At 45.3% G+C, this 24,188-nt stretch carries 18 protein-coding genes and 1 pseudogene; 11 read left to right on the top strand and 8 right to left on the bottom strand.

Annotated elements, in window-relative coordinates; translation table 11 throughout:
* Window positions 1-49: 49 nt before the first annotated feature.
* Window positions 50-3,049, bottom strand: coding sequence for a hypothetical protein (locus tag R8806_RS07255; protein ID WP_124316377.1), 3,000 nt, complete (start codon window positions 3,047-3,049; stop codon window positions 50-52).
* 235 nt (window positions 3,050-3,284) lie between these two features.
* Between R8806_RS07255 and ligA the strand changes: the two are divergent.
* The 3 genes and pseudogenes from ligA to R8806_RS07245 form a co-directional block, all read left to right on the top strand.
* A pseudogene (gene ligA, locus R8806_RS20100) lies at window positions 3,285-4,901 on the top strand (NAD-dependent DNA ligase LigA); the annotation flags it as partial.
* On the top strand, window positions 4,893-5,789 hold the full coding sequence (locus R8806_RS20095) for a helix-hairpin-helix domain-containing protein (RefSeq protein WP_458692892.1): 897 nt from the start codon (window positions 4,893-4,895) through the stop codon (window positions 5,787-5,789). The pseudogene ligA and the gene R8806_RS20095, both read left to right, overlap by 9 nt.
* A gap of 123 nt (window positions 5,790-5,912) precedes the next feature.
* Entirely contained in the window at window positions 5,913-8,417 is a 2,505-nt protein-coding gene (locus R8806_RS07245) for an ATP-dependent Clp protease ATP-binding subunit (protein ID WP_118258399.1), read from the top strand.
* Between the two features lie 235 nt (window positions 8,418-8,652).
* On the opposite strand, the gene R8806_RS07240 is transcribed toward R8806_RS07245, so the two are convergent.
* The gene (locus tag R8806_RS07240; RefSeq protein ID WP_124316375.1) at window positions 8,653-10,644 is read right to left on the bottom strand and encodes a hypothetical protein; all 1,992 of its coding nucleotides are present in this window, start codon (window positions 10,642-10,644) and stop codon (window positions 8,653-8,655) included.
* 55 nt (window positions 10,645-10,699) lie between these two features.
* On the bottom strand, window positions 10,700-11,221 hold the full coding sequence (locus tag R8806_RS07235) for a GNAT family N-acetyltransferase (protein ID WP_087422362.1): 522 nt from the start codon (window positions 11,219-11,221) through the stop codon (window positions 10,700-10,702).
* Between the two features lie 180 nt (window positions 11,222-11,401).
* Here R8806_RS07235 and miaA point away from each other — a divergent pair, with 180 nt between their 5' ends.
* Window positions 11,402-12,310, top strand: coding sequence for a tRNA (adenosine(37)-N6)-dimethylallyltransferase MiaA (miaA, locus tag R8806_RS07230; protein ID WP_183312876.1), 909 nt, complete (start codon window positions 11,402-11,404; stop codon window positions 12,308-12,310).
* A 130-nt stretch (window positions 12,311-12,440) separates the two neighbouring features.
* Here miaA and R8806_RS07225 read toward each other — a convergent pair whose 3' ends face one another.
* On the bottom strand, window positions 12,441-13,010 hold the full coding sequence (locus R8806_RS07225) for a hypothetical protein (protein WP_124316374.1): 570 nt from the start codon (window positions 13,008-13,010) through the stop codon (window positions 12,441-12,443).
* Between the two features lie 57 nt (window positions 13,011-13,067).
* On the bottom strand, window positions 13,068-13,982 hold the full coding sequence (gene xerD / locus R8806_RS07220; RefSeq protein ID WP_124316373.1) for a site-specific tyrosine recombinase XerD: 915 nt from the start codon (window positions 13,980-13,982) through the stop codon (window positions 13,068-13,070).
* Window positions 13,983-14,234: 252 nt separating this feature from the next.
* On the opposite strand from xerD, the gene aroQ reads away from it, so the two are divergent.
* Window positions 14,235-14,648 (top strand): type II 3-dehydroquinate dehydratase, encoded by a 414-nt coding sequence (gene aroQ, locus R8806_RS07215; protein WP_124316372.1) that lies wholly within the window; start codon window positions 14,235-14,237, stop codon window positions 14,646-14,648.
* An 83-nt stretch (window positions 14,649-14,731) separates the two neighbouring features.
* Complete coding sequence (pyk, locus tag R8806_RS07210) at window positions 14,732-16,132, top strand: pyruvate kinase (RefSeq protein WP_124316371.1); 1,401 nt, start codon at window positions 14,732-14,734, stop codon at window positions 16,130-16,132.
* A gap of 65 nt (window positions 16,133-16,197) precedes the next feature.
* On the opposite strand, the gene mscL is transcribed toward pyk, so the two are convergent.
* Complete coding sequence (mscL, locus tag R8806_RS07205) at window positions 16,198-16,626, bottom strand: large-conductance mechanosensitive channel protein MscL (RefSeq protein WP_087422357.1); 429 nt, start codon at window positions 16,624-16,626, stop codon at window positions 16,198-16,200.
* Window positions 16,627-16,742: 116 nt separating this feature from the next.
* On the opposite strand from mscL, the gene R8806_RS07200 reads away from it, so the two are divergent.
* The 5 genes from R8806_RS07200 (at window position 16,743) to R8806_RS07180 (ending at window position 22,236) form a co-directional block, all read left to right on the top strand.
* Entirely contained in the window at window positions 16,743-17,642 is a 900-nt protein-coding gene (locus R8806_RS07200) for a cation diffusion facilitator family transporter (protein ID WP_124317206.1), read from the top strand.
* Window positions 17,643-17,648: 6 nt separating this feature from the next.
* Window positions 17,649-18,281 carry a DUF5715 family protein gene (locus tag R8806_RS07195; protein ID WP_124317207.1) on the top strand — a complete coding sequence of 211 codons (633 nt, stop codon included), beginning with the start codon at window positions 17,649-17,651 and terminating at the stop codon, window positions 18,279-18,281.
* An 84-nt stretch (window positions 18,282-18,365) separates the two neighbouring features.
* Window positions 18,366-19,517: an MFS transporter AraJ gene (gene araJ, locus R8806_RS07190; RefSeq protein WP_124317208.1), complete on the top strand. Its 1,152-nt coding sequence runs from the start codon at window positions 18,366-18,368 to the stop codon at window positions 19,515-19,517.
* A 291-nt stretch (window positions 19,518-19,808) separates the two neighbouring features.
* Complete coding sequence (gene ychF / locus R8806_RS07185; RefSeq protein ID WP_087422353.1) at window positions 19,809-20,909, top strand: redox-regulated ATPase YchF; 1,101 nt, start codon at window positions 19,809-19,811, stop codon at window positions 20,907-20,909.
* A gap of 28 nt (window positions 20,910-20,937) precedes the next feature.
* Complete coding sequence (locus tag R8806_RS07180; RefSeq protein ID WP_124317209.1) at window positions 20,938-22,236, top strand: NCS2 family permease; 1,299 nt, start codon at window positions 20,938-20,940, stop codon at window positions 22,234-22,236.
* A 1-nt stretch (window position 22,237) separates the two neighbouring features.
* Here R8806_RS07180 and R8806_RS07175 read toward each other — a convergent pair whose 3' ends face one another.
* Together R8806_RS07175 and R8806_RS07170 are read right to left on the bottom strand one after the other, a co-directional pair.
* A complete protein-coding gene (locus R8806_RS07175; RefSeq protein ID WP_118304157.1) occupies window positions 22,238-23,314 on the bottom strand; it encodes an RluA family pseudouridine synthase in 1,077 nt (358 codons plus the stop codon).
* Window positions 23,311-24,135, bottom strand: a complete 825-nt coding sequence (locus tag R8806_RS07170) for a PASTA domain-containing protein (protein WP_124317210.1) — start codon at window positions 24,133-24,135, stop codon at window positions 23,311-23,313. Before R8806_RS07170 ends, R8806_RS07175 begins: the two co-directional genes overlap by 4 nt.
* Between the last annotated feature and the right edge of the window lie 53 nt (window positions 24,136-24,188).

Genomic DNA, 24,188 nt, shown 5'->3' with positions numbered 1-24,188 from the left:
AAAAAAAATCGGATTCTCAAAGTTTGGGAATCCGAATATTTTGAATCTATCAAATGGTGAAGGCCACCGAGAAGAGCATATCGACAAACATGGAGTTGCTTTTTGTTTCGTATCCGGTTCTGAAACCGATGTTTACGGGGAACGGGAGACGGAAGAAATGGGTGTCGGCCGAAATTTCCACGCCATAGGAGTGGTAGGTTTTGTTCCAATAGCGATTTTTCTCCCAGCCGGTATCAAAGAAGGGTTCTGCCGTGAACCGTTTCATGTAGACAAGTGGTCCGATGTGGGCATCCGGGTACCAGAACGGCAAGGCGTAAGATATTTTCAACGTTGACAGGTTGTGCCCGTAGAGAGAGGCTCCCCGGGGAGAGTAAATCTGGTTCCCGTAGTAGTTGGTTGTTTTATCCGATTTCAGTTGATGACCGAAGTAGAGTGTCCAAGAGTGATGTTTCCAGAATCCGGGAAGATACAAACGCCCTTCTGCCCATTTCGTGTCGCCGTAGTCCAATCCGTCGAATGGCGTGTGGGCGTACCCGACTTCCAAGCGTTGTCCCCAGCGGGGATAGATGTCCCGTTGACTTGTCCGGGTTTGGTTGTTGAGGACAAGCCCGTAGCGCATGATCTGGAGTTTTACATCATCCGGATTGGCGAGTACGGAGTTATACGGGTTGTTGGAAGGCAGGCTGGTCCACCGGTTGTGGTCCAACAGGTAGGAACGCCTCGGTGTTATCGAGTGTATGGCTTGAATTTCATATTTCACGTAAGGGATGATATAACGGGAATAGTTTTTCCGGGAAATGTTGAACGGGAATTGTACCGTGGCCGTTCCTTTCGTGCGTTGTGATTTATAAATGGTACGAATCGTGTCGATTTCTTGGGTTTGAACGATTTTTATCGCGTAATCTTGCATGAAATCGTCATTGCGTCCGCTCTTGAATTCCAGTTGCAAGGTGGGCCAGAATCCTTTGTAGGTGGCTTTTACCTGCCAGTTGCCGTGTTCGTAACCTTTTCCTCTCACGAATCCCGCGGTCAGGAACAGGGTGCTTAACTTGTTTTGCGAGCTGACGGCTAACCCGAAATCAATGTCCACGTCTTCAGCGTCCGGGAAGATGGGGCCCCAGCTATGGAAGTTGAATAGGTGGGAGGTTTTATTGTATTTCCGACTGGCGTAGGTGGAGTCGGCGGTTAACTTGAATTGCCAGTTTTCCTGTTGTGTCACGCTGTCGGCGATACGGAAGGTTTGGGTGTCTATGGCTTTGTTTTCTAATTGGTTTATGGCAATTTTACCCGGTTTATACCCGTCGGAAGTATAGAACGAGAATAAAAGTGAATCTTTGTTCGGGGAAACGATCGGGTAGCGCAGGCCGAATTTGGAGTTGAGTATGTTCGCCCCGAATTCTTGCGGTTGGGTTTGCCGGTAGAACGAGTTGTTGGCATCGAAAGCTCCCCGGTATATGATCTGGTCGTTCACGGTAACCGGATTGTCAATCTCGTAAGGGGTGAACGCGGTGATCTGGGTACGTTTGCCCGTGTGAATATCGATGGATTCGAGGTGTTTGCCTTTCGAAGATACCACCACGGTGACGATATTGTTTTTCCCGTCGTATGAGGGATGCACGAATAGCTCGTCTCCGGAGCCTTTTACCCGGAATATTTCTTTTTGGAACGTGTGGTCAAGGATCACGATGGAGGCGTTGTCTTCTTTGTCAACTTCCACGAATCCCCAGTTTCCCTCCACGGCAAAAGGGGCATACCTGTTTTGCCGGGTGGGGTAACGGTGATATTTCTTGTGACGTATATCGTAGCTGGCGAGTACCATTTTACCCCCGTGTTCCCAGCGGGGATGGTATTTGTACTCGGACCACACGAGCGTTTCGTCTTGATAGGCAAATTTATAATCATACATGATTCCCGTTCGGGTGATGATCTCGTCTTTGTCCGGGTGTAGGATGACCAAGGCTCCTTCTTGTGCCAATCCTTCCTTGTAGGCAATGATTTGTCCGGTTGGGGTGGCTGTCGGGTAATGGTAGTTCGTGTATATCTTGTTTGCGGTCGTGATGGTATCGAATGGGTGGGGTATTTGGTCGGACTCTTGTTTCCATATTTGTTGGAGTTCGCTGAAGTTATCCCGGTAGAGCGTGCGTTTGGCATCACAATGGGTGTTGGCTTGTTTCACGCTGTCAGGATTGACGAAAAGGGACTGGAAATGACGGGATGACCAGATCGAGTCTCGTTTTTCGTTCATCGTGAGTTTGAGGCTGCGGGCAAAAGGCGTGATCCCGTAAGGACGTTTTCCAACCCGGGAGAGGGCATCCTGCCAGATACCGGGACCGTAGTGAACACGGCTGTTTCCGACCATGTAATAGCCGAGGGCGTAGTGGTTGGGAACAAAATCTTTATAGGAGCCGAGTACGGCCTTATAATAGGTGTATATTCCTTTTTCCGTGATCTGGGCTTTCATTTCGTTGAGAAATTCAGGTGAACGTCCCCGCCCGCTTTTTCCGACGGAGGTTTCGAATACCGTGGCATCTCCTTCTAGGAACCACATGGGGACATATACCCCGATGACGGCCATCGTGATTTGTTCTCCGAAGATATAGTATAATGCTTTTGTGAAACCTTGGTTTACCTTGTCGTACTGTACAATGTGGCGGAATTCATGAATACACAAGTGTTCCAGCCAAGCGTCGCTGACATCCTGCGGGGGAGCCGTGTAGAGTTCACTCTTTTTGGGGGCCCAGCCCGCGTTCCCGTTTGACACGCCACCATTCGCCCGCACGATCATGGACATTCTTTTGGGTTTGATACCGAGGGTATTGGCGTGGGCGTATAGTTTCTCGTAAATATTTGCAAGGTATTGCGCGTTATCCTCGAAGAAATCAGGGTAGATGATCTGAAAGTTATCCGTTTTGATTTGTCGCCAGCGGGTACTGCAGGGGTCTTGTCCGAGATCGACAAATTGGGCTTTACCGGGAGTGACAAGTGTGAATATAAGCAATATGCCTATTGTCAGGGAATTTAAGAAAAACGAGGTATGTTTGTGTCTCATGTGTAGTAGCTTGTAGTTTATTTTTTTATAAAATTATTCCGCTAAAATAATTATTTTTTCCCACAATCTCCATCAAGAACAATTATCTTTGTACACGATGAAAAAGAGATCGAATCTCTTTTTCATCGTGGTTACAAGTTACAGGTTGTAAATTGCAGGTAATGACCTGAATACGTCTGAAATTTTAACTTGTAACCTGTAACTTGTAACCTGTAACTTGTAACTTGAAACTGTTATGGATAGAATTGTTGAGTTGAGAAAGTTGTTGGAGCATTACAACTACCTGTACTATGTGAAGAATGAGCCGGTGATTACCGATCAGAAGTTTGACGAGTTAATGCATGAGCTGGAACGGTTGGAGGCAGAGCATCCGGAAATGTTTGATCCGAATTCACCGACGCAGCGGGTGGGGAACGACACGACGAATGAGTTTGTGCAGGTGGCGCATAAATATGGCATGATGTCATTGGCGAACACGTATAGCGAGCAGGAGATCCGGGATTTTGATGAGCGGGTGCGAAAAGGTATCGGGGGAGATGACGTGGAGTATGTCTGCGAGTTAAAGTATGACGGGACTTCTATCAGCCTGCGCTATGAAGATGGGAATTTGCAGGTGGCGGTGACGAGGGGTGATGGCGTGAAGGGGGATGACGTGACAACTAATGTTCGGACTATTCGAACGGTTCCATTGCATATGCAGGGGGAGGATTATCCCGCGGAATTCGAGATTCGGGGGGAAATTCTGATGCCTTTTGCCGTGTTTAATCGATTGAACGAGGAACGGCTGGAGGCGGGAGAGGCTTTATTTGCCAACCCGCGGAATGCGGCAGCAGGTACGTTGAAGTTGCAGAATTCTTCCATTGTTGCCAAGCGGCAGTTGGATTGTTATTTATATTACGTGCCGGGAGAAATCACGTTGACCCCGACACATTACGGGAATTTGATGAAAGCGAGGGAATGGGGTTTTAATGTTCCCCCGTATATCGGGTTATGTCACAATATAGACGAGATTCTTGATTTTATTCACAAATGGGATGTGGAACGGAAGAATCTTCCGGTGCCTATTGACGGGATCGTGATCAAGGTGAATAGTATCAAGCAGCAGTTGCAGCTGGGGTACACGGCGAAATCGCCTCGTTGGGCCGTGGCCTATAAGTTCAAGGCGGAGCGGGTGGAGACCCGATTGCTTAGCGTGGATTACCAAGTGGGACGTACCGGTTCGATTACCCCGGTGGCTAACTTGGAACCCGTTCATATCGCGGGGACTACCGTGAAACGGGCCTCACTGCATAATGAAGATATTATTCGGGAGTTGGATTTGCACCTGCACGATATGGTGTACGTGGAGAAAGGGGGAGAGATTATCCCGAAGATCGTGGGGGTGGACGTGGAAAAGAGAGTGGCTGATGCCCCGGTAATCGAGTTTATCACGCATTGTCCGGAATGTGGTACCCCGTTGATTCGTAATGAAGGGGAGGCAAATCATTATTGCCCGAACGAGGATCATTGTCCCCCGCAGATTGCCGGGAAACTGGAACATTTCGTGAGCCGGAAGGCGATGGATATAGAGGGAATGGGGGGTGAGACCATTGATTTATTGCTGACAAAAGGGTTTATTCGGGATGTCGCAGATATTTATACTCTGCCGTCCCGTCGGGAGGAGTTGATCGGGTTGGAAAAGATTCTTTACCCGGAGAGTTACGTGATGACCAGTATTCCGTTGGGAAAAGTGATTTATGCTTTCGAGATCGGGATGAAGAATATATCTGCCAAAAACGCGGATGTTTTGGCAGAACATTTCGGTAGTCTGACGAAATTGGTCGGGGCCTCGAAAGAGGAGTTGATGGCTGTCGGGAATCTACAATTCCCCGGTGATCGGGAGAAGAATATCAATAAAATGCTGGAGTATTTTCGGATGCCGTTCAATGAGCCGTTGGAGCGTTTGAGGCAGGCCGGAGAGGTGGATATGCTGCCGTTGGATGCGGTGATTTACGCCTTGGATATACCCGAAATTGATTTCCATAAGGCTGAATTACTGTCTGTTAAGTTCGATTATATTTATCGTCTTTACACGGCAACACTGGATGAGATCGCGGAGACTGACGAAATGTCACGTGAGAATGCCGAGCGTGTATATCGTTTTTTACAGGGAAAAGAAAAGTTTATCCGGAAAATGAACACGTTGAGCGTGTATCGTTTACAAGAAAAATCGGTGGATAATCTTATTGCCGGAATAGAGAAATCGAAACAACGGAATTTGCCGGAATTCATTAATGCTCTGGGGATTCGCTATATCGGGGAGACGGCATCGAGGAATCTGGCCCGTCATTTTAAGGACATCCGGAAGTTGATGGACGCGACGTTTGAACAGTTGACGGAGGTCGAGGATATCGGGGATCAGATGGCCGGTAGCGTGATCCGTTATTTCGAAAAGGCGGAGAACCGGGAGATGATGGAACGCTTTTTGCAATATGGTATTAGCGGGACAATACAGGAAGAAGAGGGTGAATCCGATCAGTTGGCCGGAACAACCTTCGTGATCACGGGAACTCTTTCGCTGCCAAGAGAGCATTTCAAGGTAATTATCCTGAAAGCCGGGGGAAAAGTCAGTGATTCAGTATCTAACAAGACGACTTATCTTTTGGCGGGAGAGAATGCCGGGAGTAAATTGCAAAAAGCACAGAAGTTAAATGTAACTATTTTGACCGAAAAAGAGTTTAACACATTAATGGGTTCATAAAGATTGGTATATTTTATACGTTGTAAATGCTTGTGGACTTATTTTGAATATTAAAGTATATAGTTTATCTTTACGATAAATAAAAAGTAACAAGTAAAGCCGTGGAAGGGCGGCATTGAAAATATGGGAAAAGAAGATACGAGACGACTAAAACAGATCATGACTTCGGCAGGAGAAGAAGCAAAACGACTGGGGAATTCCAAGATTTACCCGGAGCATTTGTTTTTGGGATTGCTGAAGTTGAGAAGTGGAAGGGCGATTGATATATTAATGTCTTTGGGGTTGGATTTCTACGAGGTGAAAGATAAGATAGAGCAACGCTTGGAGGGGAAACGCTATAAATCCGACAAGGTGGAAAGTCTTGACTTTACATTGGCGGCGAATAGCGTGTTGAAACGTGTGTCCGACGAGGCGTGGGATCTGGGGGATGACGAATTGGACTCGGAACACGTGATGCTGGCAATATTGAGGAATCAAGCCGGTTTCGTGACGAAGCTATTTAAAACGATGAATATAGATTACGACATCTTTAAAGAAGCCGTACTAAAAGAGAAGATGCGGATGCAATCCGAATTTAATGACGAGGGGGATGATCCGGAGGACGGAGACGATGAATCTTCCATGTATAATCCTTATCGTCAAGGAGGCCCTGTTTCTTCCAAATCCGATACTCCCGTGCTGGATAATTTCGGAAATGACATCACGAAAGCCGCGGAAGAGGGAGCTTTGGACCCGATCGTGGGACGTGACCGGGAGATCGAACGTCTGGCACAGATTCTGAGTCGTCGTAAGAAGAATAACCCGGTGTTGATTGGTGATCCGGGGGTGGGTAAATCGGCTATTGCCGAGGGACTTGCCTTGCGCATTGTTCAGAAAAAGGTGTCACGGGTACTGTTTGACAAGCGGGTGATTTCGCTGGATATAGCCTCTATCGTGGCAGGTACGAAGTACCGGGGCCAATTCGAGGAACGAATGAAAGCGATTCTTGCCGAGCTGGCGAAGAACCGGAATATCATTTTGTTTATTGATGAGATTCACACGATTGTCGGGGCCGGAGGTTCCGGGGGCAACTTGGATGCGGCTAATATGTTGAAACCGGCATTGGCTCGCGGAGAAATTCAATGTATCGGGGCTACGACGCTAGACGAGTATCGCCAGAATATAGAGAAGGACGGTGCTTTGGAACGTCGTTTCCAAAAGGTGTTGGTGGAACCGACCTCGTTTGACGAGACGGTGGAAATTTTGAATAATATTAAATCCCGTTACGAGGATCATCATAACGTGCGTTACACGGATGAGGCTATCAAGGCCTGTGTGAAGTTGACAACCCGTTATATCTCCGATCGGGCTTTGCCGGATAAGGCGATTGATGCCTTGGATGAGGCGGGGTCGAGAGTACATATTTCCAATATAAATGTGCCGCCGATTATCGAACAGTTGGAGAAGGACGTGGAAGAGGTGAAGGAGAAGAAGAAGGAGGCCGTGAAACAACAGAATTTCGAGGTGGCAGCCGCTTTCCGGGATAAGGAACGGCAGTTGTTGAAACAATTGGAAGAAGAGAAAGTAAATTGGGAGCGGGATTTGCAGGAAAACCGGGTGACCGTGACCGAAGAGCATATTGCCGAGGTGGTGGCCATGATGACCGGGGTTCCGGTGAAACGTATTGCCAAGACCGAGGGGATGAAGTTGTTGCAGATGCACGATGAATTGAGCGAGAGTGTTGTCGGACAGAAAGAGGCGATCGAGAAAATCGTGAAAGCCATACATCGGAATCGTGCCGGACTGAAAGATCCGAATCGTCCGATCGGTTCATTTATTTTCTTGGGGCCGACGGGTGTCGGAAAGACACAGTTAGCCAAGGTGCTGGCCCGTTACTTGTTTGATACCGAGGATGCGTTGATCCGGATTGACATGAGTGAATACATGGAAAAATTCGCCGTGTCCCGATTGGTAGGGGCGCCTCCGGGGTACGTGGGATACGAGGAAGGCGGGCAGTTGACCGAGAAAGTACGTCGTAAACCGTATTCTGTCGTGTTGCTGGATGAAATCGAGAAGGCTCATCCGGATGTGTTCAATATTCTGTTGCAGTTGTTGGACGACGGACAGTTGACTGATAGTCTAGGACGGAAAGTGGATTTCAAGAACACGATCGTGATCATGACTTCTAATATCGGTAGCCGTCAGTTGAAAGATTTCGGCCGGGGAATCGGTTTCGGTTCCCAGAACATGGAAGGAAATAGCGAGTACGCCAGAGGGGTTGTTCAGAAAGCGTTGAAAAATGCCTTCTCACCTGAGTTCTTGAATCGTATTGACGATATTATCATGTTTAATCCTTTGACTAAAGAGGATATTTACAAGATTATAGATATCGAGTTGAAGAGCCTGTTCAAGCGGGTAAATGATCTCGGTTTGGTGATCACGATCTCGAAAGAGGCGAAAGACTTTATTATCGAGAAAGGATATGACCCGCAGTACGGGGCCCGTCCGCTGAAACGAGCTATCCAGAAATATCTGGAAGATGAATTGGCCGAGGTGATTATTAAAGGTATAGCGGAAGGAACGGAGCTAGATGTCGGTTATGATAAAGAAAACGATAAGTTGATTATCACCGAGAAGGAAAATAAGTGAAGGTGAAATCGTTTTAAAAAGAAAAGGGGCTGTCCCAAAAGTCATTTCTCAAACTCCCTCCCCCCTTCGGGGTACTCCCTCTATAAACAGAGGGAGAGTTGAAATACTCCCTTTCTTCGGGAAGAGTCACCAGCTCCTCCTCTGTTTATAGAGGAGGTGGCACGAAGTGACGGAGGAGTTTCTTGAAATAAAATAACTTTTTGGACAGCCCTTTTCTTTATCGATATTAAAAGCTTTATTTTTTGATTACTTTCTGTAAGGCGTGTATCATGGGTTCCACGCTGAGGTCATTTCCCGTGGCTTGAATCATCCACTCGTTTGGAGTTAGGCGTCCCAAGCGATAGATGCGGTCAACTTCTTGAGCGAAGTTCTTACCGTTGAGGTAATCTTCCAGCTGGAATTCGATGATCTGACCGAAGGCGTAAGCGGACAGGTATAGCGGGTAACTGATCATGTGGGAATAGACGGCTAAAACCGTTTCGTCTTTTTTGCCGAAGACAGGGGCATAGTATTTATTCCATATTTCTTTTGACAAGCTGATAGAGGCTTCTTTTAGCTGTTCAGCCGTCGCATTCGGGTTCGCATACAGCCATTCCCAGATGGAGATGTCGAGCATGGAGACTCCCATGATTTCGTACAGGCTCCAAAATTTGTCAAGAATGTCCATCTTGTCCTTTTCCGGATCGTTGTTTTCAATGCCCAATAATTGCAGATCCCGTTTTTGGAACACGAAAGCAAGTGCTTCCGTGAAAGCCGTGTTGGGAACTCCGGCCATCATGAAATTGTCTACATTGTATATGGAAATAGTTTGTTCCACGTTGTGGCCGAATTCGTGAACGGCGATATTGTACCCCTTATAATTCATTCCTTCCGCGGGAATACGGGTACGAAGATGGGACTGTTGTCCCTTCATGGCGGCACCCCACGCGTGTCCTGATCCTCGTGCGGCATCCACGGCTATTTTATCACAGATCTCGTTTGCTCTTTCGGGGGTGAAACCCAAATGTGTGAGCAGGGAGGGGAGCCCGGCCTTGAAAGCCTCTGCATTCGGGTAAAGTTTTTGTATCTGGGCATCCAGTTTGGCCTCGTCCAGATTACTACGAGGTTTGAAACCATCGTACCAAATGTCGTATGCTTCCAGTTTGCGGCCTAGACGTTTGGAAATAATCTTGCCGACTTCTTTCAATTCCGGAGAAGTGAGGAATTGGGTGAAAAGAGCTTTTACATCTTCTACCGATACTTCCATTTCTCCCGAAAACTTTCGTTCAATGAAATTCTTGTCGGCATAAGGGTCGATGGCTTTCATAGCGTGGAAGTTATTCAACATACGTTGATAACGTTCTGTTGCCTCCGGGGTTCCCGTGGCAGTTTGTCCGTTTTGAGTGAGTGTGTTCGTGTAAGGATTCCAGTCGTAAGCTCCGGAATTGATGACTTGCACGGGGATCTCCTGCGAGATAATTCGTTTCATGACCTCATAAACGGTGCGTTGCTTATCCAAACCTTCTTTCCCTTTGTTGTAATTGGCCTTGATTTCGTCTCTTAAATTCCAATGAGTAAGCAGAATTTTATCTTCGGGGAAAAGCTTTTGGCCTTTGGCGTTTAGCACATGACCCATGTAAATGTTGTAGCTTGAAATATACACGTCTGCATCACTTTCCGCTTTTACACCAGCTTGAATTAGTTCTGCCGGAACCCGTTGGGTAAACACGTCACCGAGGCGAGCATAGGCCCAAGCCATGCGGTCGTTACCTAGTTTTTCTTTGTCTTGTAAAGGTACTTCCGGGAAGTTGAGGGCAATGATAAAGCCGATTTTATTGTTGTAAAAATCATTAATCAAATGAGAGCCGGGACTGTAAGCACCGAACATGGGATCGATGTCATGAAGAGGACCGTTGTCCTGATGTAAGTTTAATTGAAGTTGGAGTGTGATTTCGTTAAAATGTCCCCATAAGGCCTCGAAGTAATGACTTACCTTTTGGAATACCTGTTGTTTTTGTTCCGGGTCTGTAATATAGTTTTTCACGCAAAATTCTTGAAATTCGGAGTCTGTGCCATCTTGTGATTGCCAAAGGTGGGCGACTTGGCGTACTCCGGTTTCGATAGCGGTAGTGTTAGTAACTCCTTTTGCCTGAATGTCGGTAATGGTGGCTTGAATTGTTTTCTCCGGGATTGCAGCTTTCGCCAAGAATCCCGAGAATAGGCATACCAATAATAACGAGTGTTTCATAACCGTTTTAGTTTATAAATTTGAGGGGCTGTAAACTACAGCCCCTCGATTTGGTTTATTGATTTAGTAGTTGGAAATATACAATGTCTTCCCAGCCGTTTCCCCGGCGGAGCCAGTTTTTCCGGTACCCGGTCTGCACGAAACCGAGTTTCTCGAAAAGTTTGCGACTACCAATGTTTCCACTGGGTACGCTACTGTAAATCTGGTTCAGTCCCAGTGTTTCGAAGCAATAGTCGATCATCAGACGGATAGCGGCTGTCGCATATCCCTGTTTTTGGTTTTCTGTATTGTGGATCATAATCCCGATACCGGCACGCTGATGATATGGATCGAAATCATAGAGATCAACTAATCCAATCCGGGCATTTGTATCCACTCTTTCAATCATCAGACGGAGTTGCTTGGTGGTATATATATCCAGATGACAAGTTTCGATGTATTTCTTTAACGTGAACAGGGAGAAGGGGGTAAGCGTGTCACTGACTTCCCATAAATCCATATCATTTTCCCATTGATACAGACATTCTAAGTCTTCAGGTTCTAAAGCTCTTAAGCGAATGATGTCATCGTTTATCATAGTTGCTGTTTTATAATTTTTTTCGAATAAGTAGTATTATTTGTCGCTTTCAAATATAACACTTTTTGGCATTAGTTGGTGTTAACGCGGAGAAAAAAATAGGTCGGGAGATAAATCTTGCCACTTTTAAAACTATCTTTGTCGGGAAAGATAAACAGGTATCATCATAGAGCAATATTCATGTATAATTTACTGACCATCTTGGGGGCTACGGCCACGGGAAAGACCTCTTTAGCGGTACGTTTGGCCGCGGAATTGAAAGGAGAGATTATTTCAGCCGATTCGAGACAAATTTATCGAGGAATGGATCTTGGTACGGGGAAGGATCTGGACGAGTATGTCTACGAGGGGACGCCTGTACCTTATCATTTGATTGATATTGCCGATGCCGGGTTTCGTTTTAATCTGTTCATGTATCAGCAGGAGTTTTTAAAAGTGTGGCAGGATTGTGAACGTAGGGGTATTTTTCCCGTGTTGTGCGGGGGAAGTGGTTTGTACGTGGAGTCCATATTGAAAGCTTACCGGATGACTCCTGTTCCGGAAAATCCCGAATTACGGGAACGGTTGGCCTGTAAGTCGTTGGCGGAATTATCCGACATCTTGTCCTCCTATCGTTCCTTACACAACACGACGGATACGGACACGGTAAAGCGGGCGATTCGGGCTATTGAGATTGCCGAGTATTATACTACACATGAACCCGTGAAAGGGGAGTTCCCGGAGATCCGATCTTTGATTGTCGGGATCCTATTTGATCGTGAGACTCGGCGACAACGGATTACAGAACGTTTACACGCCCGCTTGCAGGCGGGAATGATTGATGAGGTGAAGGGGTTGCTTGACCGGGGAATAAAACCGGAAGACTTGATATATTACGGGTTAGAGTATAAATACCTTACCTTGTATCTTACCGGAGAGTTGACTTATGACGAGATGGTGGAACAACTGAACATTGCCATTCACCAGTTTGCTAAGCGACAAATGACATGGTTCCGTAAAATGGAACGGGACGGGTTCGAGATCAAATGGCTGGATGGAAATATGCCTTTGGATGAGAAGGTCGAACAGGTGAAAGAGTGGCTTTATTAATTTTAGATTTTAAATTTTAGATTGAATGATTCAAAGATTTAGTGATTGCCGATTAAATGATTCAGCGATTCTATAATCACCTAATCTGAAATCATTAAATCACGCAATAGATAATCTTGTCGCGGGCGAACTAATCATGACAATGGCAACTACAATCGTGTCCGTGATCGTGATGATGTTCTTCTTCATCCTCTTCTTCTTTGAGGAGCATTTCTTCTAAATGAGGGATGGTGCCTTCCAGTAAGAAGGCGTTGTCTTCATTACTTTCGGATTTTAAACGTTGTATGGCTATGTGAATCTTTTCTTCCGGGATGTTACCGTGTAGGTTTTCAATGACGGTGGAGGCTTCTAGTGCTGTGATGAAGTCTTCATGCAATAACATATCAACGAATACATCCAGATATTCCGAAAAATCGATAGCTGATTCCCAGCATATGCGTAATAAATTGGCTTTTCCGCTACCTTCGGGAGCGTTGATCAATTTATCCATCAAGACTGTTTTGAAGTCGGATTCTTTCACGTCCGAGAGTAAGGCCGTGAGGTTGGTAATGATGTTCGTGTCCTGACTTTGTAACAGGATGTCCAGTAATTCGGGGACGATGGAAATATCACCTTCTTGTTTGATTTGTTCGATGGCCCCTCTAACGATGTCCATGTCATTGCTGGACAACTGTTTCAATATATCTTGTTTGTTTTCCATGTGTTTCTAAATATTTGTATCCAATACTTTTTCGGGTATTGGATACAAATATAAGGATCATTTGCGGGATTTCTTCGCTCTGGGGTGGAAATTTGTGATTGTATCCCGGAGATATGAGTTATCCAGGTGCGTGTAAATTTCCGTTGTCAGAATAGATTCGTGTCCCAGCATGTCTTGAACCGTGCGGATGTCCGCGCCGCCGTTTACCAAGTGAGAGGCAAATGAGTGGCGGAAGGTGTGGGGGGATACCACTTTATTCAAGCCGGCACGGAGTGCTGTTTCCTTGATAATATTGAATATCATCACGCGGGAAAGAGATTTTCCCATCTTGTTTAAAAAGAGAATATCCTCGAATCCTCTCGCTTTTTTCATTCTGTCGCGATCTTTTTTCAAATAGCAACGGATCTCGTCTTTTGCTTTCGCTCCTAGTGGAACAATCCGTTCCTTGTTTCCTTTTCCCTCGATTTTGATATATCCTGTTCGGAAGTTAATTTGTGATAACTTCAAGTTGACAAGTTCAGATACGCGCAAACCGCAAGAATATAATGTTTCGAGGATTGCTTTATTACGTTGTCCTTCTTGTTTGGTCAGATCCACAGCGTTAATCATGGCTTCAATTTCTTCGACGCTGAGGACGCTAGGAAGGGTACGTCCGATTTTCGGTGCATCAAGCGAGTTCGCCGGGTTGAGTCCGATGGCTCCATCGTATAACAAATACTTGAAGAAAGATTTGATGCTGGATATACTTCTAGCTTGAGTACGGGGAGTAACCCCGGTGTCTTTCAAGGCGGAAATATATTCGTTTAATACGTCATAGGACACTTCTTTCGGATTCAATGTAGGTGTCCGTTGTTCACAATAGGCTCCCAGCTTTCTGATGTCATTCAAATAAGCTTCCACCGAGTTGGTTGATAGTGATTTTTCTAAAATCAAATAAGTCCGAAAACTATCTATCGCTTCGTTCCAAATCATTTTTAGCTGTGTTACAAAATAAATAATACAAATTCTAATTCACCACTTTAAACCTATCTCAAGAGTATTCTGATAGATTTTGCCAGATAAAGGTATAAGTTTTTTCTTTGAGTTGTAACAGTTTTGTCAAGTTTAACACTCATAATTTTTATTATTAGCCTTTGTAACCGAAATTTAATGCCTAAATCCGGCTTGAAATGTCCGGTATCATCGTTTTTTTTGTTAATTTTGTATTCAGTAAAAACGGAGAATATGAAGATATTGATTTTAAATGGTCCCAATCTTAATCTTTTGGGAATCAGGGAAAAAAGTATTTACGGGGAAACCTCTTTCGAGGAGTACCTGTCGGGGCTGAGAGATTTCTACACTATGGTGGAGATCGATTATTACCAGTCGAACGTGGAGGGAGAGCTTATCAATAAGATTCATGAAGTGGGATTCTCCTATGACGGGATTATTTTGAACGCTGGAGCTTACACACATACTTCGATTGCTATCGCAGATGCTATTTCGGCAATACCCTGTCCCGTGATCGAAGTTCATATTTCTAACACGGCAAAGCGGGAAACTTTCCGTCATGTCTCTTTCCTAACTCCTGTTTGCCGGGGGGTAATTACTGGTTTCGGGTTGAAATCCTACGAACTGGCGTTACAAGCTTTTATGTGAGCGGCTTCGCCGCATTACAGGTTTGCAAGTTGCAGGTTACAGGTTGGGGAAATACACGAAGAATAACTATTATTATTAATGATATGAAGAAGACTAAGATTGTGGCTACTATATCTGACAAAAGATGTGAGGTAGAGTTTTTAGAGAAGTTATATCGTGCCGGGATGAACGTGGTACGGTTGAATACAGCTCATCAGGATATGGAGCAGGCATTGAAGGTGGTGGAGAATGTTCGGAAAGTTTCGGATAATATCGCCATCTTGATCGACACGAAAGGGCCGGAGGTGAGAACAATGCTTATGGATGAACCGATGCACGTGGACCGGGGAGAAACGATTTACCTGACAGGTGACCCGGATCTGAAGATGGAAGGGAAATTAATTCACGTGTCCTATCCTTATTTTGCAGAAGATATAAAAGTGGGTGACAAGGTGCTGGTGGACGATGGGGATGTGGAGCTAGTCGTTGTGGAGAAAAAGGATCATTATTTGGAAATGATGGTGACAAACGAGGCTGTTATCAAGAATCGTAAGAGCGTGAATGTGCCGGGAGCTTCCTTGAAATTGAAATCTTTGAGTGATAAGGACCGGGCGTTTATTGATTTTGCAATAGATAATAATCTGGATTTTATAGCTCACTCCTTCGTGCGTAATAAAGAGGATGTTATGGCGATACAGGCTATTCTGGATGCTCGGGGAAGTAAGATCAAGGTCATTGCCAAGATCGAGAATCAAGAGGGTGTGGATAATATTGACGAGATTCTGGATTACGCTTACGGGGTGATGGTTGCCCGCGGAGATTTAGGGATCGAGATCGAGGCGGAGAAAATCCCTAAGATTCAACGATATATTGTTAAAAAATGTATTGAGAGTAAGAAGCCCGTGATTATTGCCACGCAGATGTTACACACGATGATTGAGCATCCTAGGCCGACTCGTGCGGAAATTAGTGATATTGCGAATGCCGTTTACATGGGTACGGATGCGATCATGTTAAGCGGGGAAACGGCTTACGGGGCATATCCCGAGGAGGCGGTAACCGTGATGCGTGAGGTGGCAGAGGAGAACGAGGGAACGGTTCCGCCGGATGCGGGGAGAAGTCTGGTTCGTATAAATAACGAGATTACGGCAGCGTTGGCTCGTTCGGCAGTGAAAACTGCATTGATGTTACCGATTAAGGCGATTGTGGTCGACACGCTTTCCGGACGTACAGCCCGTTATCTGTCGGCTTTCCGGAGTGACTTGCCTGTTTACGCCCGGTGCTATAATGAACGGGTTATGCGAGAATTGGCTCTCTCGTTCGGGGTGTATCCCTATTATACTGAAAAACCGATGTCCCGGGATGAGTTTATGAATGATCTGCCGGAAATGTTGATGCAGAATGGCATTAAGGCTGATGACTACGTGGTGGTTGTCGGGGGAAGTTTCGGGCATGGTAAAGGAGCCTCGTTTATTGAGGTATGTAAGATTGGGGAAATCCGCTAGGTTAATTTTAAATTTTAGATTTTAAATTTGAGAATTCAATCTCAAATTTAAAATCTAAAACTTTATCAATGTTTGTCTTTCAAGATGTCCCGGATTTCAGTCAATAGTACTTCTTCTTTCGACGGGGCGGGAGGAGCTGCCGGAGCCGGGGTTTCTTCTTTTTTCGTTCTCAATTTATTCATGAATTTTATGGCGATAAAGATTGAGAATGCAATGATCAAAAAGTCGATCGTTGTTTGAATAAAGTTACCATAGTTGAGGGTGACGGCTTCGACCATTTTTCCCGTAGCCTCGTTCATGTGGGCTTTTTGTAACACGATGTGTAAATTGGAAAAATTCATGCCACCAATAAGCATTCCGATAGGGGGCATGATGATGTCACTAACCAATGATGATACGATTTTTCCGAATGCACCACCGATAATGATACCGACAGCCATATCTACCACATTCCCTTTCAGGGCAAAAGCTTTAAATTCATCTAAGAGTTTCATGTTCTGATTCGTTTTATAATTTAAGTGTTTGAACGTTTAAACATTTAAAATGTTCTAAATTTCTGCGGCAAAATTACATTAATTCTCGTAACTTTGTAAGCGTTTAACTATTGTCAATGGAAAAGGAAAGTCGGGAAAAGCAAATATATAGGGTTACAATTGTTGGTTCAATTGCTAATTTCTTTTTGTTAGTGTTTAAGTTCGTGGCGGGAATATTTGGACAAAGTAGTGCCATGATTGCGGATGCCGTGCATTCTTTGTCAGATTTCGTGACGGATATTATCGTGCTGGTTTTCGTGAAAGTTTCTGCTAAACCGAAGGATGCGGGGCATGATTACGGGCATGGAAAATATGAAACGCTGGCAACGGCAATTATCGGTATCGTTTTGTTAATGGTTGGAACAGGGATTTTCTGGAACGGGTTGAATCAGATACTTGCTTTTTATCGGGGAGAAGAATTGGGTAGTCCCGATTTAATAGCTTTGGTTGCGGCTCTTGTTTCGATCGTGGTGAAAGAAATCCTGTACCGTTATTCGGTTATCGTTGGGCGTAAGGTGCAAAGCCAAGCCGTCGTGGCGAATGCTTGGCATCATCGTTCGGATGCATTCTCGTCTATCGGTACAGCTTTGGGGATTGCCGGGGCGATTTTTCTGGGGAAAGACTGGCGGGTACTTGACCCGATTGCAGCCGTTGTAGTGAGTGTTTTTATTGTGAAAGTATCTATTCAACTTTTGATCCCTTGTTTGAATGATTTATTGGAACGATCTTTGCCGGAAGAGATCGAAAAGGAGATCATCACGATAATAAATGAAGACTCGCAAATAAAAGACCCTCATAATTTGAGAACCCGTCGGATCGGGAATGATTTTGCGATAGAGATACATATCCGTTTGCAGCCAGAGATGACCGTCCGGGAAGCTCATGTGGTTGCTACCGGGATTGAGGATCGTTTGAGGGCTAAATACGGATCACGTACTCACGTGGCCGTGCATGTGGAACCTGTGAAAAGTGAATAGATATAGATGAGAAGAACGGTGTGGTATTACACGATAGCGTGCGTGTTGTTGATATTGGTCGGGGCTTGTAAGGAAAAAGAAAAGAGTAAAAAGCCTTTTGTTTATTTTAAAAATTACCAGAGAACTTTTAATGATTTAAATGACAGGCATCTGTCATCCGCCAAGCGATTGGGAATTACTCCATTGAAATCCTCGGAGGATTTGGGTAAGGCTGACCGGAATTTAAAAGAGATTAAATCCTGCAAATTGTTTCAGGTGGATAAATTAACACATTCTGAGCCTTATCTTGTACCGGAGGCCTGTGATTTATTGGCTGATATTGCCCGGAATTTTAAAGACTCCCTGTATCAGAAAGGCCTGCCTTCCCATAGTATTATCGTGACAAGTGTGTTACGAACGGGGTCCAGCGTGAAGAAATTGCGGAAGAGTAATGGAAATGCCAGTGCCAATTCCGCTCACGTGTACGGGACTACTTTTGACGTGGCATATACGCGTTTCAAAAAAGACGGGCGTAAAAACTCCCCGGAGGAAAAGTTGAAAAGTGTGTTAGCCGACGTGTTGCAGGATTTGCGTTTGCAAAAGAAATGTTACGTTCGTTACGAGTTTAAGCAAGGTTGTTTTCATATTACAGCGAGATAACATAATCGTAAGATTGTTTATACTTTATTCTGTATCACGTTATTCTTTATTTTTTTATTTTTGCGGCGATAAAGAAAAACGTGTATGAAGAAGAGTCTTATTGCTTTAGCTTTTGGTACACTTGGTCTTGGAATAGCCGAGTTTGTGATGATGGGAATATTGCCTGATGTGGCTCGTGACTTAGGAATCAGTATCGCTACAGCCGGTCATTTGATTTCGGCCTATGCTTTGGGAGTTTGTATCGGGGCTCCCATGTTGATTTTGGCACGCAGGTATCAGTTAAAGTATATCTTGATGTTTTTGGTGGGAGTAATGATGCTGGGAAATATTTGTGCAGCTTTAGCTCCTAATTACTGGGTGATGCTTGTGGCCCGTTTCATTTCGGGATTACCGCACGGGGCTTATTTCGGGGTGGCATCTATTGTCGCCGAGAAGTTAGCGGATAAGGGGAGAGGGTCAGAGGCGGTATCTATCATGATTGCGGGAATGACGATCGCTAATTTGTTCGGTGTACCGCTGGGGACGGCTTTAAGTGCCTCGATTTCATGGCGTTTGACTTTCTTGCTCGTTGGGTGTTGGGGCGTTATCATTCTTTATTATATGTGGCGTTGGGTGCCACGGGTAGAAAATTTGCCGGATACCGGTTTGAGGGGGCAGTTCTGTTTTTTGAAATCTCCGGCACCTTGGTTGATTCTGGGGGCAACGTTGTTGGGTAATGGGGGAACCTTTGCTTGGTATAGCTACGTGACTCCCTTACTAACGAATATTGCCGGATTCCCGGCTCGTATGACCACGTTCCTTATGGTGCTTGCCGGTTTTGGAATGGTGGTGGGAAATCTGGCCGGGGGACGTTTGTCCGATCGGTTTTCCCCGGGACGAGTGGCTGCTTTTGCACAAGGAATGATCTGTGTTGCATTGCTTTTTATTTTTTTCTTCGCTCATATATCTTGGTTGGCAGTGGGGTTGATGTGTTTGTGTACAGCCGGCCTGTTTGCAGTTTCGAGTCCACAGCAGGTGTTGCTGATTCGTTATTCAAAAGGAGGGGAGATGTTGGGTGCGGCTAGTGTACAGGTGGCATTTAATTTGGGAAATGCGATCGGTGCTTATGTTGGGGGATTACCTTTGCAAGCTGGAATGAGTTACTCTTACCCAGCACTAGTAGGTGCGCCTTTTGCATTTGTCGGGTGTCTTTTGTTGGTAACTTTTTTCCGAAAATATGAACGTCGTACGATTTGATCTGATATAGTCCGGTAATAGAATCAATCTGGCTTGTTCCACCATCTCTCTGGTGTCTCGTTGATGTCCGGATTGTATCTGAAGGTAAAGTTTGGGAAAAGTTAACCTCCCGCATCGGTAACTTATCGAATACTTATCGAAGAGTTACGGGTGAGATACAGGTGAAACACATAAGAGACAGCGGAGTATGTATTATTAAAAAGAATCATTATCTTTGTCGGCCGAAAAAAATGCATTCCACGAGAGTGGCGTGCTGGCAGGTTAGGTAATAATTAAAATGACAAAAATATAATGGGTTTACAATGTGGAATAGTCGGTTTACCAAACGTGGGGAAATCGACGTTATTTAATTGTTTGAGTAATGCGAAGGCGCAATCGGCAAATTTCCCTTTTTGCACGATCGAACCGAACGTGGGAGTGATTACCGTGCCGGACGAACGACTGAATAAATTGGTCGAGTTGGTGCAACCTCAAAATGTGGTACCTGCCGTGGTGGAGATCGTGGATATTGCTGGGTTAGTGAAAGGTGCGAGTAAAGGTGAAGGTTTAGGAAATAAATTTTTGTCTAATATCCGGGAAACGGATGCTATTATTCACGTGTTACGTTGTTTTGATGATAATAATATCGTACACGTGGATGGTAATGTTGATCCGATCCGTGACAAAGAGACGATTGATACAGAGTTGCAGTTGAAAGACTTGGAAACGGTGGAAAGCCGTTTGGCAAAAGAGGAGAAGAAGGCACAGACCGGGGGTGATGCGAAGGCGAAACGTCTGGTCGAGGTGTTGCATTTATATAAAGATGCGTTGGTGCAGGGAAAATCCGCTCGTTCCGTGCAATTAAACGATTTACAGCAGGAGGCCGCGAAAGAGTTGATGTTGCTGACGAATAAACCTATTTTGTACGTTTGTAACGTGGATGAGGCTTCTGTTGTGACGGGAAATAAATACGTGGATGCCGTGCGGGAAGCCGTGAAGGACGAGGGAGCAGAAGTATTGGTGATCGGTGCCGCTATTGAGGCGGATATTGCCGAGTTGGACACGTACGAGGAGAAACAATTGTTTTTGCAGGATTTGGGACTGGAGGAAGCCGGGGTGAATAAATTAATTCGTACGGCTTACAAGTTGTTGAATTTGCGTACTTATTTTACGGCAGGTCCGAAGGAGGTGAGGGCGTGGACTTTTAAGAACGGGATGAAAGCCCCGCAGACGGCTGGGATTATTCACACGGATTTCGAAAAAGGGTTTATTCGTGCGGAAGTGATTAAATACGAGGATTTTATAGCCTTGGGATCCGAGGCAAAATGCAAGGAAGCCGGGAAGATGTCGGTGGAAGGAAAAGAGTACGTGGTGCAGGATGGGGATATGATGAACTTCCGTTTTAACGTGTAATGAGGGCATAGTTTTATCCTGGATAAAGATGATATTAAAAAAACTTTTTGGATTTGATCCCAGCGTGATGAAGGTAAAGACAGAGATCATGGCTGGGGTCACTACTTTTTTAACGATGTCGTATATTCTTGCCGTGAATCCGGATATTCTTTCAGCGGCATCGATGGACCGGGGAGCCGTGTTCACGGCTACAGCTTTGGCAGCATCTTTTGCCACGTTGGTAATGGCTATTTTGGCGAAATTACCTTTTGCCCTGGCTCCGGGTATGGGGTTGAACGCTTTTTTTGCCTTTACGTTAGTGCAGGGCATGGGATATTCCTGGGAGAGTGCCTTGGCTGCCGTTTTTATTGAGGGGCTAGTGTTTATCCTGTTGACGGTGTTTAATATACGGGAGTTGATCGTGAATGCTATTCCCGAAACGTTGAGACATGCCATATCCGTTGGAATTGGTTTGTTTATTGCTTTTTTAGGATTACAAAAGGCCGGGTTGATCGTGGCTAATCCTGCAACATTTGTTTCTTTAGGCGAGTTTACTCCATCGACGTTGTTAGCGGTGGGAGGAATTATTATCGGGGGAGTGTTGGTTGCACGGAAAGTGAAGGGGGCTCTTTTCTATGCGATCGTGGCGGTCACGTTATTAAGTATTCCTTTGGGGATTACCCGGATACCGGAAGGTTTTTCTTTAGTATCGATGCCTCATTCTCTGGAGCCGGTCTTTTTCAAGCTGGATTTTCATTCTTTGTTGTCCCCGAATATGTTGATTGCGATTTTCTCGCTCGTGTTCATGGATATTTTTGATACTTTAGGAACATTGGTCGGTACGGCAAATAAAGTGGGAATGGTGAAACCTGACGGGAGTATCCCGAAGTTGAAACCTGCGATGATGGCGGATGCCGTGGGAACAACGGTCGGGGCTTTGCTCGGAACGTCAACCACCACGACTTACGCTGAGAGTACTGCCGGTATTGCCGAGGGTGGGCGTTCCGGTTTGACAGCTGCTGTTGTTAGCGGATTGTTCATTGTCGCTCTGTTCTTTGCCCCGTTCTTTTTGTTGGTTCCGGGTATCGCTACGGCAGGGGTATTGGTGATCGTGGGGAGTTTTATGTTTGATGCGGTGAAGAAAATACGTTTTGATGATATGACCGAGGCTTTTCCTGCTTTCGTGACTATTATTATGATGCCGTTGACTTACTCGATTGCCGAGGGTATCGTGTTGGGGCTGTTGACTTACGTGTCGCTTAAATTGTTTGCGGGTAAATATCGAGAGTTAAATCTCACGATGTATATACTCTCGATATTGTGTATTTTGAAATACGTGTTTGTCTAGGTTATTCAATATCTTCCAGTTCCCGGTTTGCCACGTAGCCTCGCCATTTTTCAATGAGCTGTTGAATGTCCTGTGGTATTTCGGAATTGAAATCCATCCATTCGCCTGTTCCCGGGTGTTCAAAACCAAGGGTTTTGGCATGTAATGCTTGTCGGGGACAGAGGGCGAAACAATTTTGCACGAATTGTTTATACTTCGTGAAAGTGGTGCCTTTCAGTATTTCATTACCACCATATTCCGGATCATTGAATAACGGATGTCTGATTGATTTGAAATGAGCCCGGATTTGGTGGGTACGTCCGGTTTCCAGCACGCATTCCACGACATTCACGTAGCCCAAGCGTTCCAGCACGTGATAGTGAGTCACGGCGTGTTTGCCGTAGTCGCTACCTTCCGGGAATACACCCATGATTTTCCGGTTAGAGATACTCCTTCCGATGTTACCAATAATCGTTCCGTTGTCATTTTCCAAGTTTCCCCAGCATACGGCCACGTATTTCCGACTAGAGGTTTTATGAAAAAATTGGGAAGATAATTTGGTTTTAGCTTCTTCCGTTTTGGCAATGACTAGCAGGCCGGAAGTGTCCTTGTCTATCCGGTGAACCAACCCGGGACGGGGATCGTTTTCTTTGAATAACGGATTTCCTTTCAAGTGCCATGCCAAAGCGTTCACGAGAGTCCCCGTGTAATGCCCGTAGGAGGGATGTACCACCATGCCCGGTTCTTTGTTAATAACCAGCAGGTAGTCGTCCTCGTACACGATGTTTAGAGGTATATCTTCCGGTATGACCCGTATTTCCCGTTTCGGGTGGGGGAGCATTAAGGTGACGATGTCTTTGGGTTTTACCCGGTAATTGGATTTTACCGGTTTATTATTGACCTGTACACATTGGGCCTCTGCAGCTTCCTGTATTTTTGTACGGGATACGTTGGGTAACCGATCGACCAGAAACCGATCGATGCGCAGTAAATTTTGGCCGGGATCAACTTCCAGACGGAAATGTTCATACATTTCTTGCTCTTGTTCCGGTTCGTCCTCGCCCAATTCTTCTAAATCTTCTACTTCTTCTTCTATCATGGTTGTAGCTCCTCAATGGACAGGGAGTCCAATGCCATTATTTTTTCTTTATCTTTCGTGAGGTAGAGCGTGATGTCTCCCCCCATCTTCATCGTCATGTTCTCTTCGAATTCAGGCTCTTGCTGGTATATAATTGCCGTGGATTGGTCCGCCTCGGTTTTGACCGTGTTGTCAGGTAGGATTTCACCCACGTTTAAGAATGCCCGCAATAGCATGGCTTTTGCCTCTGCCAGTGTTTTCCCTACTAACGATGGGATGGCTACTTGGTCATTGGACGTGTTCCCGTTCCCGAGTACAATATCCACCGTATCCCCTTTTTGTATCAAACTATTGGGTTCGATGATGTTTCCCTCGTATTTGAAATCAAGTACTAGGTTTTTGAAGTTGGAAGGAACGTATTCGATTCTTCCAACGTTGAGTCCCAAGTTCTTCAATCGTTGCAAGGATTGACGGAAGGCCACGTTGCGAAGGTTCGGGAAAATGATTTTTTCCGGGGCATTGGCGTTGATGGTCAGTTGAATGGCCCGGTTGTTCTTCACGTGAGCATTCGGTGACGGGAATTGTTCTACGATAGTTCCCGGTTTGGCATTGTTGTCATAGATAGAATCGATGACAAGGATTTGCAAATTCTTCTCTTTGGCGAAAGGTTCCGCCTCGTCGGGAGTGAGTCCCCGGAGTTCGGGAACAGTAATATAATAACCATGATTCGTGTATTTCTCCAATCGATTCAACACGATATACCCGATCAGGAACAACAGGATGCAGGCTACGGCTATGTTGATCAATAACACGATGATATGTCCTTTTTTAAAGAAACCCATAGAGTGTGTAACGTTTGTAAATTTATAAAACTTGCCGTGTTCATCACTACTGA

The organism is Butyricimonas faecihominis, assembly GCF_033096445.1.
Lineage (GTDB): Bacteria > Bacteroidota > Bacteroidia > Bacteroidales > Marinifilaceae > Butyricimonas > Butyricimonas faecihominis.
Note: the sequence above shows the minus strand (reverse complement) of the source record. Positions and strands in the feature narration are given on the sequence as shown.

What these genes read in the sequence shown, in the direction of transcription:
- R8806_RS07245 (WP_118258399.1), top strand. Translation starts at nt 5,913, where the DNA reads ATGGGAAAAGAAGATACGAGACGACTAAAACAGATCATGACTTCGGCA.
- R8806_RS07200 (WP_124317206.1), top strand. Translation starts at nt 16,743, where the DNA reads ATGGAAAAGGAAAGTCGGGAAAAGCAAATATATAGGGTTACAATTGTT.
- xerD (WP_124316373.1), bottom strand. Translation starts at nt 13,982, where the DNA reads ATGATTTGGAACGAAGCGATAGATAGTTTTCGGACTTATTTGATTTTA.
- mscL (WP_087422357.1), bottom strand. Translation starts at nt 16,626, where the DNA reads ATGAAACTCTTAGATGAATTTAAAGCTTTTGCCCTGAAAGGGAATGTG.
- R8806_RS07175 (WP_118304157.1), bottom strand. Translation starts at nt 23,314, where the DNA reads ATGATAGAAGAAGAAGTAGAAGATTTAGAAGAATTGGGCGAGGACGAA.
- R8806_RS07240 (WP_124316375.1), bottom strand. Translation starts at nt 10,644, where the DNA reads ATGAAACACTCGTTATTATTGGTATGCCTATTCTCGGGATTCTTGGCG.
- R8806_RS07235 (WP_087422362.1), bottom strand. Translation starts at nt 11,221, where the DNA reads ATGATAAACGATGACATCATTCGCTTAAGAGCTTTAGAACCTGAAGAC.
- R8806_RS07170 (WP_124317210.1), bottom strand. Translation starts at nt 24,135, where the DNA reads ATGGGTTTCTTTAAAAAAGGACATATCATCGTGTTATTGATCAACATA.
- R8806_RS07180 (WP_124317209.1), top strand. Translation starts at nt 20,938, where the DNA reads ATGATATTAAAAAAACTTTTTGGATTTGATCCCAGCGTGATGAAGGTA.
- aroQ (WP_124316372.1), top strand. Translation starts at nt 14,235, where the DNA reads ATGAAGATATTGATTTTAAATGGTCCCAATCTTAATCTTTTGGGAATC.
- miaA (WP_183312876.1), top strand. Translation starts at nt 11,402, where the DNA reads ATGTATAATTTACTGACCATCTTGGGGGCTACGGCCACGGGAAAGACC.
- R8806_RS07195 (WP_124317207.1), top strand. Translation starts at nt 17,649, where the DNA reads ATGAGAAGAACGGTGTGGTATTACACGATAGCGTGCGTGTTGTTGATA.
- R8806_RS07255 (WP_124316377.1), bottom strand. Translation starts at nt 3,049, where the DNA reads ATGAGACACAAACATACCTCGTTTTTCTTAAATTCCCTGACAATAGGC.
- araJ (WP_124317208.1), top strand. Translation starts at nt 18,366, where the DNA reads ATGAAGAAGAGTCTTATTGCTTTAGCTTTTGGTACACTTGGTCTTGGA.
- pyk (WP_124316371.1), top strand. Translation starts at nt 14,732, where the DNA reads ATGAAGAAGACTAAGATTGTGGCTACTATATCTGACAAAAGATGTGAG.
- R8806_RS07225 (WP_124316374.1), bottom strand. Translation starts at nt 13,010, where the DNA reads ATGGAAAACAAACAAGATATATTGAAACAGTTGTCCAGCAATGACATG.
- R8806_RS20095 (WP_458692892.1), top strand. Translation starts at nt 4,893, where the DNA reads ATGGCTGTCGGGAATCTACAATTCCCCGGTGATCGGGAGAAGAATATC.
- ychF (WP_087422353.1), top strand. Translation starts at nt 19,809, where the DNA reads ATGGGTTTACAATGTGGAATAGTCGGTTTACCAAACGTGGGGAAATCG.